General features: G+C 74.1%; 18 protein-coding genes. 5 read left to right on the top strand and 13 right to left on the bottom strand.

Going from position 1 to position 14,803, the window contains the following annotated elements; all coding sequences use genetic code 11:
* Positions 1-140: 140 nt before the first annotated feature.
* From ACFVU3_RS36995 to ACFVU3_RS36980, 4 genes are read right to left on the bottom strand one after another with little or no spacing between them, the layout of a single operon-like run.
* Positions 141-1,055 carry an amino acid ABC transporter permease gene (locus tag ACFVU3_RS36995; RefSeq protein ID WP_390073175.1) on the bottom strand — a complete coding sequence of 305 codons (915 nt, stop codon included), beginning with the start codon at positions 1,053-1,055 and terminating at the stop codon, positions 141-143.
* Entirely contained in the window at positions 1,052-1,717 is a 666-nt protein-coding gene (locus tag ACFVU3_RS36990; RefSeq protein ID WP_390073174.1) for an amino acid ABC transporter permease, read from the bottom strand. Before ACFVU3_RS36990 ends, ACFVU3_RS36995 begins: the two co-directional genes overlap by 4 nt.
* A 10-nt stretch (positions 1,718-1,727) precedes the next feature.
* On the bottom strand, positions 1,728-2,570 hold the full coding sequence (locus ACFVU3_RS36985; RefSeq protein ID WP_390073173.1) for a glutamate ABC transporter substrate-binding protein: 843 nt from the start codon (positions 2,568-2,570) through the stop codon (positions 1,728-1,730).
* Positions 2,571-2,589: 19 nt separating this feature from the next.
* Positions 2,590-3,360, bottom strand: coding sequence for an amino acid ABC transporter ATP-binding protein (locus tag ACFVU3_RS36980; protein WP_390073172.1), 771 nt, complete (start codon positions 3,358-3,360; stop codon positions 2,590-2,592).
* Between the two features lie 229 nt (positions 3,361-3,589).
* Between ACFVU3_RS36980 and ACFVU3_RS36975 the strand changes: the two genes are divergently transcribed.
* The 3 genes from ACFVU3_RS36975 to ACFVU3_RS36965 all read left to right on the top strand — a co-directional run bounded on the left by ACFVU3_RS36975 (position 3,590) and on the right by ACFVU3_RS36965 (position 6,056).
* Complete coding sequence (locus ACFVU3_RS36975) at positions 3,590-4,048, top strand: cyclic nucleotide-binding domain-containing protein (protein WP_390073171.1); 459 nt, start codon at positions 3,590-3,592, stop codon at positions 4,046-4,048.
* A gap of 161 nt (positions 4,049-4,209) precedes the next feature.
* On the top strand, positions 4,210-4,593 hold the full coding sequence (locus ACFVU3_RS36970) for a DUF6114 domain-containing protein (RefSeq protein ID WP_390073170.1): 384 nt from the start codon (positions 4,210-4,212) through the stop codon (positions 4,591-4,593).
* Positions 4,594-4,694: 101 nt separating this feature from the next.
* Positions 4,695-6,056, top strand: a complete 1,362-nt coding sequence (locus ACFVU3_RS36965) for a carboxyl transferase domain-containing protein (protein WP_390073169.1) — start codon at positions 4,695-4,697, stop codon at positions 6,054-6,056.
* A 178-nt stretch (positions 6,057-6,234) separates the two neighbouring features.
* Here the strand turns inward: ACFVU3_RS36965 and ACFVU3_RS36960 are convergent, their stop codons facing one another.
* The 3 genes from ACFVU3_RS36960 to ACFVU3_RS36950 are packed head-to-tail and all read right to left on the bottom strand — an operon-like array spanning position 6,235 to position 7,435.
* Positions 6,235-6,558, bottom strand: coding sequence for a plasmid stabilization protein (locus tag ACFVU3_RS36960; RefSeq protein ID WP_390073168.1), 324 nt, complete (start codon positions 6,556-6,558; stop codon positions 6,235-6,237).
* A gap of 21 nt (positions 6,559-6,579) precedes the next feature.
* Complete coding sequence (locus ACFVU3_RS36955) at positions 6,580-6,915, bottom strand: DUF3040 domain-containing protein (protein ID WP_390073167.1); 336 nt, start codon at positions 6,913-6,915, stop codon at positions 6,580-6,582.
* Between the two features lie 52 nt (positions 6,916-6,967).
* A complete protein-coding gene (locus ACFVU3_RS36950) occupies positions 6,968-7,435 on the bottom strand; it encodes an ATP-binding protein (protein ID WP_390073166.1) in 468 nt (155 codons plus the stop codon).
* A gap of 160 nt (positions 7,436-7,595) precedes the next feature.
* Here ACFVU3_RS36950 and ACFVU3_RS36945 point away from each other — a divergent pair, with 160 nt between their 5' ends.
* Positions 7,596-8,543: a SigB/SigF/SigG family RNA polymerase sigma factor gene (locus ACFVU3_RS36945; protein ID WP_390073165.1), complete on the top strand. Its 948-nt coding sequence runs from the start codon at positions 7,596-7,598 to the stop codon at positions 8,541-8,543.
* Here ACFVU3_RS36945 and ACFVU3_RS36940 read toward each other — a convergent pair.
* The 5 genes from ACFVU3_RS36940 to ACFVU3_RS36920 all read right to left on the bottom strand — a co-directional run bounded on the left by ACFVU3_RS36940 (position 8,491) and on the right by ACFVU3_RS36920 (position 12,248).
* A complete protein-coding gene (locus ACFVU3_RS36940; protein ID WP_390073164.1) occupies positions 8,491-8,991 on the bottom strand; it encodes an ATP-binding protein in 501 nt (166 codons plus the stop codon). The two genes, ACFVU3_RS36945 and ACFVU3_RS36940, sit on opposite strands and share 53 nt — an antisense overlap.
* Positions 8,988-9,410, bottom strand: coding sequence for an STAS domain-containing protein (locus ACFVU3_RS36935; protein ID WP_390073163.1), 423 nt, complete (start codon positions 9,408-9,410; stop codon positions 8,988-8,990). Before ACFVU3_RS36935 ends, ACFVU3_RS36940 begins: the two co-directional genes overlap by 4 nt.
* 168 nt (positions 9,411-9,578) lie before the next feature.
* On the bottom strand, positions 9,579-10,763 hold the full coding sequence (locus tag ACFVU3_RS36930) for an oxygenase MpaB family protein (RefSeq protein WP_390073162.1): 1,185 nt from the start codon (positions 10,761-10,763) through the stop codon (positions 9,579-9,581).
* A 131-nt stretch (positions 10,764-10,894) separates the two neighbouring features.
* The gene (locus ACFVU3_RS36925; RefSeq protein WP_390073161.1) at positions 10,895-11,950 is read right to left on the bottom strand and encodes a polyprenyl synthetase family protein; all 1,056 of its coding nucleotides are present in this window, start codon (positions 11,948-11,950) and stop codon (positions 10,895-10,897) included.
* Positions 11,943-12,248 carry a polyprenyl synthetase gene (locus ACFVU3_RS36920; RefSeq protein WP_390073160.1) on the bottom strand — a complete coding sequence of 102 codons (306 nt, stop codon included), beginning with the start codon at positions 12,246-12,248 and terminating at the stop codon, positions 11,943-11,945. The genes ACFVU3_RS36925 and ACFVU3_RS36920 overlap by 8 nt, the downstream gene beginning before the upstream one ends.
* Positions 12,249-12,707: 459 nt before the next feature.
* Here ACFVU3_RS36920 and ACFVU3_RS36915 point away from each other — a divergent pair, with 459 nt between their 5' ends.
* Complete coding sequence (locus ACFVU3_RS36915) at positions 12,708-12,914, top strand: hypothetical protein (protein ID WP_390073159.1); 207 nt, start codon at positions 12,708-12,710, stop codon at positions 12,912-12,914.
* Positions 12,915-12,936: 22 nt separating this feature from the next.
* Here ACFVU3_RS36915 and ACFVU3_RS36910 read toward each other — a convergent pair whose 3' ends face one another.
* On the bottom strand, positions 12,937-14,589 hold the full coding sequence (locus ACFVU3_RS36910) for a glycosyl hydrolase family 8 (RefSeq protein WP_390073158.1): 1,653 nt from the start codon (positions 14,587-14,589) through the stop codon (positions 12,937-12,939).
* Positions 14,590-14,803: the final 214 nt, after the last annotated feature.

Here is a 14,803-nt window from a genome sequence, read left to right as displayed (position 1 = left end):
CGTCATGGTTCGCGGGTGCCGGGCCCGGGCCGGTCAGCGGGCGTCGCGGGCCCGCTCCCCGGCGGCGCCCCCGCTCGTCCCGCCTCTCCCCCGGTGCCGTGTCCGGGCGGTCCGGCACGGTCCGCCCTGCGGGCCGGGGGTCAGGGGCGGGGAGGTTCGCCGGGGGTCGCGAGGTCGTCGACGGCTTCGGCGGTGACGACGGCGCCGGTGGAGCGCTTGCCGCGGCGCAGCCGGCGTTCGAGCCAGGAGGCGAAGGTGGTGAGGGCGAGGTTGAGGAGGACGAAGAGGACGGCGACGACGGTGAAGCAGGCGATGGTGTTGGCGCCGTAGTTGGCGCTCATGGGGCGGACGGAGGCGAGGAGTTCGGCGAAGCCGAGCATGGCGCCGCCGAGGGCGGTGTCCTTGACGATGACGACGAGCTGGCTGACGAGGGCGGGCAGCATGGCGGTGACGGACTGGGGCAGGAGGACGTACGCCATGGTCTGGCCCTTGCGCATGCCGATGGCCTTGGCGGCGTCGGTCTGGCCCGCGGGGAGGGCGAGGATGCCGGCGCGGACGACCTCGGCGAGGACCGAGGCGTTGTAGAGGACGAGGCCGGTGACGACCGCGTAGAGGGGGCGGGTCTCGGGGCTGATGTCGGTGAACTCGGCGTAGGCGGCGTTGGCGAAGAGCATGAGGATGAGGACGGGGATCGCGCGGAAGAACTCGACGACGGTGCCGGCGAAGCCGCGGACGGCACGGTGGTCGGAGAGGCGGGCGATGCCGAGGAGGGCGCCGAGCGGCAGGGCGAGGACCATGGCGAGGGCGGCGGCGACGACGGTGTTCTTCAGGGCGGGCAGGAGGTAGGTCTCCCAGACGCGCGGGTCGGTGAAGAAGGGCTCCCACTTGTCCCCCTCCAGCTGGTTCTTGGCGGCGAGGCCGTCGATCACCCACCAGACGACGGCGCCGAGGGCGGCGAGGAAGAGCACCGTCCACAGCACGTTGCGGCGGCGGGCGCGGGGGCCGGGGACGTCGTAGAGGACGGTGGCGGGTTCGCCGTCGTGGTCGCGCTTCACCGTTTGACCGCCACTTTCCTGGCGAGCCGGCCGAGGAGGAGGCCGGTGGGAAGGGTGAGGCAGATGAAGCCGAAGGCGAAGATGGCGGAGATGAGGATGAGCTGGGCCTCGTTCTCGATCATCTCCCGCATGAGCAGGGCGGCTTCGGCGACGCCGATGGCGGCGGCGACGGTGGTGTTCTTGGTGAGGGCGATGAGGACGTTGGTGAGCGGGCCGACGACGGAGCGGAATGCCTGGGGGAGCACGATGATCCGCAGGATCTGGGGGAAGCTGAGGCCGATCGCGCGGGCGGCCTCGACCTGGCCGAGGGGGACGGTGTTGATGCCGGAGCGCAGTGCCTCGCAGACGAAGGCGCTGGTGTAGGCGGTGAGGCCGAGGACGGCGAGCCGGAAGTTGATGGTGGTGAAGCGGTCGGCGCCGAGGTCGACACCGAGGGTCTGGAAGAGGCCGAGCGAGGTGAAGACGATGATGACGGTGAGGGGGATGTTGCGGACGATGGTGACGTAGGCGGTGCCGAAGCCCCGCATGAGGGGGACGGGCCCGACGCGCATGGCGGCGAGCAGCGTCCCCCACACCAGGGAGCCGAGGGCGGACCAGAAGGTGAGCTGGACGGTCACCCAGAAGGCGCCCAGGAGGTCGTAGCCTTCGAGGAAGTCGAACACGGCGGCCGGCTCACTCGACGATCACACCGATCTTCGGGGCCGGTTCGTTCTGGTAGTTCGCCGGGCCGAAGTTCTTCTCGACGGCCGCGTCCCAGGAGCCGTCCTCGACCATCTGCTCCAGGGCCGTGTTGATCTTGCCCTTGAGGTCGCTGCCCTTCTGGACGCCGATGCCGTAGTTCTCGTTGCTCAGCTCGAAGCCGCCGAGCTTGAACTTGCCCTTGAACTCCTCCTGGGCCGCGTATCCGGCGAGGATGGAGTCGTCGGTGGTGAGGGCGTCGATGACGCCGTTCTCCAGGCCGGTCAGGCACTCGGAGTAGCCGCCGTACTCCTGGAGCTGGGCGTCGGGGGCGATCTCGTCCTTGACGTTCTGCGCGGAGGTGGAGCCGGTGACGGAGCAGAGCCGCTTGTCGTTCAGGTCGGACGGCTGCTTGATGGAGTCGTCGTCGGCGCGGATCAGCACGTCCTGGTGGGCGAGGAGGTAGGGGCCGGCGAAGTCGACCTTCTCGGCCCGCTCGTCGTTGATCGAGTACGAGGCGGCGATGAAGTCGACGTCGCCGCGCTGGAGCATGGTCTCGCGGTCGGCGCTCTTGGCCTCCTTCCACACGATCTCGCCGGGGTCGTGGCCGAGCTGTTTGGCGATGTACGTGGCCACGTCGACGTCGAAGCCGGTGTAGGTGCCGTCGGGGGTCTTCAGTCCGATGCCGGGCTGGTCGTACTTGATGCCGATGGTGATCGTGTCGTCGTCGTCGTGGTCGGCGGGCATCGCGCCGTGGGCGAGCGAGGCGGTGCCGAGGGCGAGGACGACGGCCGTCGCGGAGGCGACGAGGGTCCTGGTGGTCCTGAGCGGGTTCATGGTGATCACCCCGGGGGGCTCAGTGGTGGAGGATCTTGGAGAGGAAGTCGCGGGCGCGGGCGCTGCGCGGGTTGCCGAAGAACTCCTCGGGGGTGGTCTCCTCGACGATCCGGCCGTCGGCCATGAAGACGACCCGGTTGGCGGCGGAACGGGCGAAGCCCATCTCGTGGGTGACGACGACCATGGTCATGCCCTCTCTGGCGAGCTGCTGCATCACCTCCAGGACCTCGTTGATCATCTCGGGGTCGAGGGCGGAGGTCGGTTCGTCGAAGAGCATCACCTTCGGGTCCATGGCGAGGGCGCGGGCGATGGCGACGCGCTGCTGCTGGCCGCCGGAGAGCTGCGCCGGGTACTTGTCGGCCTGGGCGGCGACGCCGACCCGGTCGAGAAGGGCGCGGGCGCGCTCCTCGGCGCTCCCGCGGTCCTTCTTGCGGACCTTGATCTGTCCCAGGGTGACGTTGTCCAGGACGGTCTTGTGGGCGAAGAGGTTGAAGGACTGGAAGACCATGCCGACGTCGGCGCGGAGCCGGGCCAGTTCCTTGCCCTCGGCGGGCAGGGGCTTGCCGTCGATGCGGATCTCGCCGTCGTCGATGGTCTCCAGGCGGTTGATCGCCCGGCAGAGGGTGGACTTCCCTGACCCGGAGGGCCCGATCACGACGACGACCTCGCCCCGCCGGATGGTGAGGTCGATGGCCTGGAGGACGTGGAGGCTCCCGAAGTGCTTGTCGACCCGGCGCAGGACGACGAGCGCGTCGCCGTCGTCCGGGACGGGCCTTTCCGGGACGGGCATGTCACCCTCCTGGCTCACGCCCCCTTCTGCCGTTCCCTCCTCGGTCTCATGCTCCGCCCTGGGCCGCCGGGACGCACGCCGGGGCGGTGTCCGGTGGGGATCCGGCGGGGATCCGGCGGGGCGGGGCGGGCGGCCCGCGGCGGGGATCCGGCGGGTCCGCCGCCTGCGCTCCGGGCCCGGCGGGCGGAGACTGGGAGCGGAGCCGTACGCGCGAGGAGGAGGGCCCGCCATGAGGAGTGCCGCACCCAAGGTCAGTACGCTGCCGGCGGAGCACCGCGAGCGGCTGATGGCCTTCGCCGAGGATGTGTACTTCGAGTCCGGGGACCGGCTCTTCGAGGAGCAGCAGCACGCGGAGCGGTTCTGGATCGTGAAGACGGGCGCGGTGAGTCTGGACGCCAAGGTGCCGGGGCGGGGGTCGCCGGTGATCGAGACGCTGCGCCACGGGGAGCTGGTGGGTCTGTCCTGGCTGTTCCCCCCGTATCTGTGCCAGTCGGGGGCGGAGGCGATGACCCCGGTCAGGGCGCACGAGTTCGACGCGACGGCGGTGCGCTCGATGTGCCACACGGACCAGGAGTTCGGGTCGGCGGTGTACTACTGGGTCGGTTCGATCCTGGCGCACCGGCTCCAGGTGACCCGGGTGCGTCTGCTCGACCTGTACGCGCCGCACGGCAGCGGGATCATGGCCTGAGGCGTCGCCCGCCGGAAGCCGGCGGGCTTTGCCCGCACGGGAGTTGACCTCTCGGGGGCGGGGTCGTACGGTCCGGACGGTTCTGACGCCGCGCACCGTCCGGCACCGCTCCGCGCCGGACCGCTCCCGTACCGCTCCTCCGCCGACGTCAGGAGCAGCGCATGGACCTGCCCGTACCCGCGTCCGGCCGCCGGCGCGCCCACCGGGGACGGCGGCGGCCGTCCGGCGCCGGGGTCCTGCTCGCGCTCGGCGGGGCCGAGATCCTGCTGGTCCAGCGGGCCGGGCCCGCCACGCTGCTGTCGGCGGGGGCTGACGCGCGGTACGCGCTGCCGCTGCTGATGTGCCTCTGCGGGGTGCTGGTCGTGGCGCGTGCGCGCGGGCGTCGCTGGTACGGGGCCGTCGGCGTCGTGGCGTCGCTCGGGTCCTGGGTGGCGTCCGATCTGGGCGGTTTCGTGCTCGGCATGACCCTCGGGATCGCGGGCGGCGCGCTCGCGCTCGGCCGGCCGTCCGACCGGATCGCGCCGGGCCCGCGGCCGGCCGGCTGACCGGTCCGGGGTGATCTCCGCCGCACCCGTGCCGCGGGCCGGTCCCGGCCGGGCGTACGACGGTACGGTGACGGGACCTGGCGACGGGCGGGAGGCCCCCGATGACAGCACCTGCGAACGCGCGCGAGGCACTCGCCCTCGTCACCGACGACTTCGCCGAACTCCCCGGCGCCGAGGGACCGTCCGACGGCGACGGGCCGATCGGCTGGCCCGGTTACGGGCTGGCCAGGGCCGCGGCCGCCGCCCGCTCCGGCGCGTCCGAGTCGGTGGTCTGCGGGACCGGCACGGTCGGCGGGACGCGGACCGTGCTGGTCTCCTTCGAGTTCGGTTTCCTCGGCGGCTCCATCGGCGAGGCCACCGGCACCAGGGTGGCCGCCGCGCACGCCCACGCCCGGGCGCACCGGCTGCCCGTGACCGTGCTCCTCGCGACGGGCGGCAGCCGGATGCACGAGGGGATGCGGGCGCTGGTCCAGCTCCAGCGGCTCGCGGGCGAGTCGGCGCTCACCCGGGCCGCGGGGCTGCCCCAGCTCGCGGTCCTCCGCGACCCGACGACCGGCGGCGGCTGGGCCACGCTCGGCGCCGGTTCCGACGTGGTCCTCGCGCTGCCGGGCGCGCAGGTCGGCTTCGCGGGCTCCCGGGTACGGCCGCCGGACGCCGACCCGGACGCGTACACGGCCGAGTCCCAGCTCGCCCACGGGCACGTGGACGCCGTCGTCCCGGCGCGGGAGCTGCGGGAGGTGCTGGGCCGCTGGCTTTCGCTGCTGACCCGCCCCGCCGAGGGCCCGGTGCCGCCCCCGTACGCGCTCGGCGGCACGGAGCCGTCCGCGAGCGGGCGGGAGGCCGTGGCCCGCGCCCGCCGTCCGGAACGGCCCCGGGCCGACCGCTATCTCGCCGACGTGTTCACCGAGCGGGCGGAGCTCTCCGGCGACCGCGCGGGCGGCACCGACCCGGGGACGCGCTGCGGCTTCGGCCGCCTCCCGGACGGGCGGACGGCCGCGTACGCGGCGCAGTGCGGGACGGCCACCCGGCCGGCCGGTTTCCGCACCGCCGCCCGGCTCGTGCGGCTGGCCGGGCGGCTGGGGATCCCGGTGCTGACGCTGATCGACACCCCGGGCGCCGCCAACGACGCCGAGGCGGAGCGGGCGGGCGCCGGGCCGGCCATCGCGGAGCTGTTCGGCGCCGTCGCGGAGGCGCGGGTCCCGGTCACCGCGCTGCTCGTCGGCGAGGGCGGCTCCGGCGGCGCGCTGGCCCTCGCCGCGCCCGGCCGCACCTGGGCGACCCCGGACGCGTACTTCTCGGTGATCGCGCCCGAACTCGCCACCGCCATCCTGAAGCGGCCCCCGGAGGAGGCGGACGCGACGGCCGACCGGCTGCGGCTGCGGCCGGAGGACCTGGTGGCGCTGGGCGTCGTCCGGGGCGTGGTCGGCGCGCGGCCGGCGGATCCGACCGGTCCCGTGCGCTGAGCGGGGCGTCCGCGGGATGCGGGGGTCCGGGGCTTCCCCGCCATACGGCGGTCCGAGGCCCCGGGCGGGGCTCCCCCGCCCGGTTCGCCACCCGGGCGGGACGGGCCCCGGGCCCCGGGCAGGGGCGGGCCCCGGCGGTCCGGTGGGCTGGGGGCGGAGCGCCGGGGTCCTCGGTGGTTCAGTGGCCGAGCTTCTTCTTCAGCTCGGCCTTGTTCATCTGTGACCGTCCGTGCAGGTCGCGGCGCTGGGCCTCCGCGTAGAGCTGGTCGTAGGTCGGTCCCTGGGCGCCGCTGTGCGAGCGCTGTCCGCCGCGCTTGGACGAGGACATGTCGTCGGTCGAGCTCTTGCTCGCGGTCTTCGACTCGCCCGCCCGGGCCCGTTCCTTGTTGACCGTGCGGGCGGCGATCTCCTCCGCGCGCTTCTCGCTCTCGCCGCGGTCCAGCGCGCTCTCCTTGATGTGCTCGTACTGCCGCTCGCGCTTGGCGTTCGATCCGCGGGGCATCGTGCGCTCCTCTCGTTCGGTTCAGTCACCGGGCCGTCCGCCGCCCGCGTGCCGCCGGGTCCAGCGGACCGCCAGGCGCAGCAGCAGGATCAGCGTCGCCGCCCAGGTGGCGGCGAAGGCCCAGACCAGGGCGGGTGCGGAGGTCGCCACCGCGAGGACGAGGAGGGCGAGCGTCGCCGCCCCGAGCACCGCGACCCCGAGCATCGCGGCACCACCGCCTCGGCCTCGGGGCCGGGGCAGGCGCGGACGGGACCGCCGGCCGGCCATGCGCCGTGCGAGGCCGTCGTCCGCGCACAGGTCCTCCTCGATCTCGGCCAGTACGCGCCGCTCGCGCGCGGAGAGCCGGATCTCTTCCATCGCGGCCACCTCCTCGGGCCCGCCCGGCGGCGGGGTCGTCCCCTCCGGGCGGCTACCCGCCCCGGATCTCTTCAGACGGCCGGCCGCGTCCCGCCGCCGGCGGGAAGGGGACCTCGCACCAGACCGTCCGGCCGTGGTCCCGGGGCAACCAGCCCCAGGCGGCGGCGAGCCGCTGCACCAGGTAGAGGCAGTGGCCGGAAGGCATGCCCGGACGGTGCCGCCCCTCCGGGCAGGGGCCGCCGGATGCGGTGTCGCTCACCTGGAGCCACACCCCGTCGACGGAGCGGTCGAGGCGGAGTTCGTACGGGACTCCCCCGCGCCGCACCGCGTGGGCGACGAGCTCCGTGACGAGCAGCCGCATGTCGTCGGCGGCCCTCCGGGCCTCCGGCGAGAGCGGTGCGTACCAGTCCGTGACGGCCTGCGAGGTGAGGTCGCGAAGCCGGCCCGCGGTGCCCGGCCCTCCGCCGAGCGCATACCGCCGGGAGCACGCCCTCGCACGAGTCCGCTGGCCTTCCGTCATGGCCAGCGCCTGACCACACCTAAAGCCACTAAACCCCCAAATGCATCAAAACCACCCATGGGGGAATCCTCCCTAGTGAGGACGCTCAACCGACGGACCGTGACACCCGCCCTCCCTCCGATGGCGGCGCCGGCCCACCGGAACCGTCGATCGGAAACCCATGGCCATCGGCCGAACCGCGTACCGTCCGTCCCCAGCCGTCCGCACCTCCCTACGCGCCCACGAGGGCGGTCGCCCGCGCACCGCGGCGCAGGTCCGTCAGCGGGCCCTCGGGGGGCTCTCCGAGCCGGAGAACCCGATCGCCGCGACGACGGACGACGCCCGGACCCTCTCCGTGGCGCTCTTCCTGCGCCTCCGCGAGCTGGACGCGGGGACCCCGGAGCACGCGTACGTCCGCAACACGCTGGTGGAGCTGAACCTGAGCCTGGTGAAGTTCGGCGCCCGGCGGTTCCGCGGCAGGCCCGAGCCGACGGAGGACATCGTGCAGGTCGGGACGATCGGGCTGATCAAGGCGATCGACCGGTTCGACCCGGACCGGGGCGTGGAGTTCTCGGCTTTCGCGCTGCCGACGATCGTCGGCGAGATGAAGCGGTTCTTCCGGGACACCGGCTGGGCCGTGCGCGTGCCGCGCCGCCTCCAGGAGCTGCGGATCGACCTGGCCAAGGCGTCCGACGCCCTGGAGCAGCGGGACGGCCGCCGGCCCGATCGGGAGCAGCTGGCCGAACGCCTGCACCTGACCGCCGCGGAGGTGGCCGAGGGAGAGCTGGCGGCCAACGGCTACACGGCCCGCTCACTGGACGCCCCCATCGGCGAGGACGAGTCCGACCACGCTCCGCGCGGCACCTCCGGCCGGCGCACCGCCGTCGACGAACCCGCCTACGAGCTGATCGACGACCTGGACTCGCTCCGGCCGCTGCTCGCCCGGCTCGACGCGCGCGACCGGCTCATCCTCTCGCTGCGCTTCGGCCAGGAGCTGACCCAGGCCGAGATCGGCCGGCGGGTCGGCCTCTCGCAGATGCACGTCTCCCGGCTGCTCGCCCGGATCCTGGGCGAGCTCAGGGCCGGTCTGCTGGACGACGGCGCCACGGCGGACGCGACGGCCTGCTGACCTCCAGCCACACCACCTTGCCTGTGGACCCCGGGCCCCGGTCCGAGGAGCCCCAGTCGCTCGCCAGCCGGTCGAGGACCATGAGGCCGTGGCCACCGGGCAGCGAGGGAGAGCGGGGCGCCATCCGGCGCGGGTGCTCGGGGCTGTGGTCGGCCACCTCGACGCGCAGCAGCCCGTCGGCGTGGCGGAGCACGAACTCCTCCGGCCCCCCGCCGTGCAGACAGGCGTTGGTGACCACCTCCGAGACCAGCAGCAGGACGTCCTCGACGCGCTCGCGGGCCTGGGCGCTCTCGGCGGGGATCCAGCCCCAGTCGGCGAGCGCCCGCGCGGTGAAGTCGCGGCAGCGCGAGACGGCGCCCGCGCTGCCGTGCAGCAGCAGCCTGCGGGTCTGCGCGGGTGTCCCGTCGCCCTGGGTCGTCCCGCCCTCCCGCACGACGGGGCCCGTCACGTCCGGTCCTCGGGGCCGGACTCGTCCGGCCCGTCGGCGGCGAGGGCCTCGCCCACGTCCGCGTAGACGCGGAAGACGTGGAAGGCTCCGGTGATCTCGAACATCCGGTCCACGGGGGGCCGCAGCCCGGCCAGCTCCAGCCGCGTCCCGGACTTCAGGGCCCGCGCGCGGGCCCTGAGCAGCAGATTCAGGCCGGTGGAGTCGCAGAAGTCGAGGCCGGCGCAGTCGACGACGATCCGTGCCGCGTTCTCGTGCTTCTCCAGGGCTGTGCGCAGCGGCTCCACCGTGTCGTGGTCGAGCTCCCCGCTCGGGACGACGACGACGGTCTCCGTGCCCCAGGCGGGCCGGACGTCCACCGTGAACCGGTCGCGCCGGCCGGACGGCGGTTCGTCGCCGAGTGCCCTCCGCTCGCTGTCCATGCGCACCTCACCTTCACCGGTGAGACCATTTTCGGCCAGTTCGGGGCGGTGTGCGAGGAGAGGCGGCCGAGCGGGCGCCGGTCCGGCCGGGCGAGGCACCGGGGTGGGGCCGGACGGCAGCCGGTCGTGGGGCGCGCCCGGGGGGACACCCGCCGGAGGCCGGTCGCGTCAGACCGTGGCGGGCGGCGGGGTCCAGCGGCGGTCTCGGGTCACGCCCGCGTCGACGCCGTACTCCTTCCTGAGGTGCTCCGGGATCGCGTAGTGCATCACGCGGCCCCGGGTGAGCGTCGACAGTTCGAGGACCGAGGTGAGGTGGCCGAGCCGGTCGAGCGCCCAGCCGGCGAACGGCGAGGCGTCCTCCACCGACTCCAGGACGCCGAGGAGCGCCGGCAGTGCCTTCACCGCGGTGTCCCAGCGGCTGCGGGGGACGCCGAGCCAGTCGCCGCAGGTGTCGCCGACGAGGTGGCGGATCAGGGCGGAGACGACCGGGTCGAAGAAGGTGCCGGGGACGACCTCCTCGTACAGGTCGATCAGCTGCCGGGTCAGCAGGACGCCCTCCTCCGAGGGGCCCATGTGCCGGAGCAGGTAGAGGTCGAGGAAGCTGCGGGCCTCGTCGAGGGTCCGGGGCACGGCGGTCTGGTCGACGCCGAGGATCGCCCCCACGACCCGCCAGGCGTAGTAGTACGCCTCGGCGCCCTCGGTCGACATGTGGATGCCGAGCCGGTGGAGGCTGTCGAGGACCAGCATCGAGAAGAACATCTGCCCGCCGATCATGTCCTCCTGGCAGATGGGCACGCCGTCGGCGGCGGTGTCCCAGCGGTCGGAGCGGATCAGGTGGTGGCGGATGGAGGCGTGCAGGAGGCGGACCTTCTGGGCGGCGGGGACGAACCGTCCGCCGGCCTCGAAGGCGTCGGGCCGCATGAGGTAGACGGTGAACTGGCCGGTCTCGGCCATGCGCTTGCTCGGGTAGCGCAGCCCGTGGGTGGCGGAGAGCAGCCGGGCCACGCGCGGGACGACGTAGCAGGCGGGCATGGCGGCGAAGGAGAGGGCGGTGTTGATGTGGACGTTGTTGTCGGTGAAGAAGAGCCGGGCCTTCTCCATCTCGTTCCAGTCCACCCACGCGGGCGGGACGGCGGTGGTCTCCAGGTACTCGCGGGCGACGTCGGGGAGGCCGGAGGGGAGTTCCTGGCCGGAGACGGAGACGTACCGCATGAGGGAGTTGAAGAGGCCGACCTCGCCGCGCTCGAAGAGGGTGGCGACGACCGCGTCGGCGAGCTCGTCGCCGCTGTGGCGCAGGGCATCGAGGGACGCGTCGGTGTACGGGGTGGCGGTCGGGGCGTCGGTGCTGGTCACGGCGTGCGCTCCAGGGTTCGGGGGTGGCGGCGGCGCGGCGGGGCCGCCGGAGGAGGGCTGCGGCGGCGGGCCTGAGGACTGCGGCGGGGGCCGTCCGGGGGTGGCGGACGGCGGCTGGGGCGGTCCGGGAGTCAGTGGTGGCGGACGGCGGCGCGGTGGGCCAGGTCCGTGAGGGCGCGGTGGGCGGCGCGGGGCAGGTCGAGCTCGTCGAGGGTGCGGACGGCCTCCTCGACCCGGCCGGCGATCAGGCGCTCGACGCGGGCGGGCGCGCCGAGCTCCGCCATGAGGGCGCGGACCTCCCGCAGCGCGTCCGCCTCCGGCGGCCGGTCGCCGGCGAGGGCGCGGCGCAGCAGGTCGCGCTGGGCGGGGCCGGCGGCGCTCCAGGTCTCGGCGAGGAGCACGGTGGGCCGGCCGGTGCGGAGGTCGTCGAGGGGGGCCTTGCCGGTGCGGGCCGGGTCGCCGAAGAGGCCGAGCAGGTCGTCGCGGAGCTGGAACGCCTCGCCGAGCGGCAGTCCGTAGCGGGAGAGCCCCTCGCGGAGGGGCGCCGGGGCGCCGGCGAGGAGGGCGCCGAGGAGGAGGGGCTGTTCGACGGTGTACTTGGCGGTCTTGTAGCGGATCACCTTGAGGGAGGTGCCGGTGTCCGGGAGGCCGCCGGTGTGCAGGATCTCCAGGGCTTCCCCGGCGACGAGTTCGCGGGCGAGGGCGGCCCAGAGGGGCCGGCCGCGGGAGAGGTACGCGGCGGGCAGCCCGGACTCGCTGTAGAGGCGGCCGGCGAGGGCCATCAGGTGGTCGCCGAGGAGCAGGGCGAGCGCCCGGGCCGTCTCGCGGGGGCGCCGGCGGGGGTGCGGCAGCGTCGCGAAGGCGTGGTGGGCGGTGGGGCGGCCGTGCCGGAGGGGGCTGTCGTCGATGAGGTCGTCGTGGACGACGGCGGCGGCGTGGACGAGTTCCATCGCGGCGGCGGCGCGCATCAGGGCGTCGCTGTCGGGCTGTCCCGCGGCGCGCCAGCCCCAGTAGCAGAAGGCGGCGCGGAGCCGTTTGCCGTGCCGGGCGGTGGTGCGCAGGGCCTCGGCGAGCGGGTCGAGGGCGTCGTCGACGGCGAGGAGTTCGGCGGCCTCGTCGTCGAGGAAGCCGGCGAGGACGGTGTCGGTACGGGTCTTGAACGCCTCCGGCGCCCAGACGTCACTCATCGGGGGTCGCCACGGAGGCGGCCCTGCGGGCGAGGGCCTCGCGGGCCAGGACCTCCATGTGGGCGAGGCCGCCGGTGCCGTCCCGGCCGGGGCCGAGGCGGTCGAGGGCGAGCCGGCCGCGGGCGCGCAGGTCGGCGGCGGCGTCGTGGGCAAGGTCCGCGGAGTCGGAGCGGCCGAGGAGGGAGCGGAGCGATCCGGCGGCGCCGCCGATCGTGTCCACCACCAGGTCGGCGAGGCCGGCGGCGAGCAACAGGGCCTGTGCGTCGGGGCGTTCGCCCGGGGTGGTGCGCTGGTTCATGCCGTCCGGCTCCTGGTGGAAGGGGGGTGGGGGCGCCCCCGCCGGGCGCGCACCGGGCCAGGATGGACCATGGGCGGGCCGCTCCGGCGGTCCGCTCACTCGTTCAGGTGATCATGGTCGGGAGTTCCGGCGGGACGGGTGCCGGGACCCCCCTTGAAGTCCCGGCGCTCTGCCTGTAGTCCACGCCTCATGATCCGTACACCGGCGGGCTCCGTGCCGCGCTCCCCCGGAAGACGCCTCCTGCTCGCCGGGCCGGCCGCCGCCGCGGTCGCGTCGCTGACGGCGGGCTGCCAGTCGGGGCCCGGGAAGTCTGCACCTCGATCGGCGCCGAGTCCGGCGTGACGGTGAGCCGGCGGTCCGGGGACTTCCCGGACGGCGCGCGCTGCTCGCTCCGCGCCGACGAGGAGTGCCGGGAGCGTACGGACCCGCCGCGGGGGGGACGTCGCCACCTTCTTCGACGTGCCCCTGCCGGAGGCGGACGGGCCCCGGGAGGTGACCGTGCGGTTCACGGTCACCGACCCGGCCGGGGGCGGCCGGGTCGTGCACGACCGTTCCACGCGGGTCGCGTTGCGCGCGTTCCACCCGAACGGCGAGGGCTGCGGCCCCGCCGTCCGGCAGGCGGGCGTCCGGGCCGATCCCGGCCGGGGGCTGGTGCCCGCGGGCTGAACCGGCGCCACCGGGGCCGGGGTTACGGGACCCAGTGGTTGCCGGAGACCGTGATCATCACCTGGAGCTGGATGCTGGCGGAGAAGTAGCTGCCGGTGTCGATCGGGGTGGCGGCCATCTTGTTCCACAGGGCGTCGAGCCACGCCTGGCTGCCGGAGTCGGTCATGGCGGCGACGGCGAAGGGGGCGAAGAAGGCGGCCTCGCCGCCGGCGGAGATCTGGGTGCCGTCGAGCTTGTAGCCGATGGCGATCTTGTTCGGGTCGCCGCCGGTCTTCCCCTTGATCCAGCCGTTCAACTTGCGTGCGGCGGCCAGGGACTTGGCGTCGCCGCTGGTGACGGCGTCGTCGGCGATGCGCCACGGGGTGCGGCAGGCGTTCCACCAGTACTGGCCGTCGTTGGGGTCCTCCAGGACCTGGTTCGGGGCCGGCTTGGGAGAGGTGTGAGTGTCGACGACGAAGTCGGGGAGCAGGCCGGTGCTCGGGGCGTAGACGGACTGGAGGTTGGCGATCTGGGTCTGGTGGGCCGTGCGGACGGCGTCCCAGGTCGTGTCGCCGGAGGCGGCGCGGAAGGCGCGGAAGTGGTCGACCATCCAGTCGGAGGTGCGGGAGATGTAGTAGTACTGGTCGCCCGCGCTGGACCAGTCGCCGAGCTTGAGGAGCTTGGTGGTGGAGTTCAGCTCGTCCTTCTTGATGGCGGCGATGTGCTTGAGGGCCAGCGCCTTGTAGTCGTACGTACCGGTGCTGCCCCACTGCTTGTCGGCGAGGAGCAGGCCGTAGGCCACGTCCATGTCGCCGTCGGTGGCGCCGTCGCCGCCGTTCACGCTGCGACAGTTGACGTCCTGTTCGGCGGCGAGCAGGTCGGGGTTGATGGACGAGGGGTGGTCGAGTTTCCACTTGACCAGGCCGTCGAAGATCTTCTTGGCGTCGGGGTCGGCGCCGGCCATGGTGGCGGCGATGACCATGCCGTAGCCCTGGGCCTCGGCGACGTAGGGGTGGTCGGCGTCGGGCGAGACGACCTGGTACCAGCCGTTGCCGCAGTTCTGCCGGACGAAGGCGGACTTCCAGCGGTTGTAGTAGTCGACGACCTTCTGGTCGAGCGCGGCCTGGGTGCCGGAGGGCTTGAGCATGCCGGCGGCGTAGGGCCTGAGATGGCTGCCGAAGGGCACGGCGGGGCCGGTGCCGCCGCCTCCGCCGGTGGGCGAGCCGTAGACCTGGAACTCCCAGAGCGAGTAGCCGTACGGGGTGCCCCGCCCGGTCCCGTACACGCGGACGTACCGGCCGCTGCCGGAGACGGTGAGGTCGTCGACGGCGCCGTCTCCGGTGGTCGTCGTGTAGAGGTCGGTCCAGGTGGAGCCGTCGGCCGAGCTCTGGACGCGGTACGTCTTCGCGTACGCGGCCTCCCAGTCGAGCTTCACCCGGGACAGGGTGTGATTCGCCCCGAGGTCGATCCGGATCCACTGGGGGTCGACGCCCTCCAGGCTGGCCCAGCGGGTGCCGGTGCTGCCGTCCACGGCGAGGCCCGGGCCGAAGCCGGAGCCCTCCACGGACGAGGAGGTCGCGGTCTTGCCCTGGGAGACGAGGCCGTCGGCGGCTTCGGCCCGGGTCTGGGGCAGGACGGTGAGGGGCAGGGCCAGCAGAGCGGCGAGTCCGAGCGGGATGACGCTTCGTCGGCGCATGACAACTCCCATTCTCTTCAAGGCAATCACTCGTTAGGAAACGTTCCTAACTATCGGCGCGCCGAGCGTAGAGAGCGGCGGGGGCCCCCCGCCAAACCCCAGCGCGGGGGCCCCCCCCGCCCCGACCCGCAAAGGACGAACGCGGGGGGGCCCCCCCCGCGGGGCGGGGGGGGGGGGAACCCGCGGGGGGGTGGAGCCAAAGGGTGTGGCCCGG

This window comes from Streptomyces sp. NPDC058052, from assembly GCF_042885515.1.
Lineage (GTDB): Bacteria > Actinomycetota > Actinomycetes > Streptomycetales > Streptomycetaceae > Streptomyces.
Note: the sequence above shows the minus strand (reverse complement) of the source record. Positions and strands in the feature narration are given on the sequence as shown.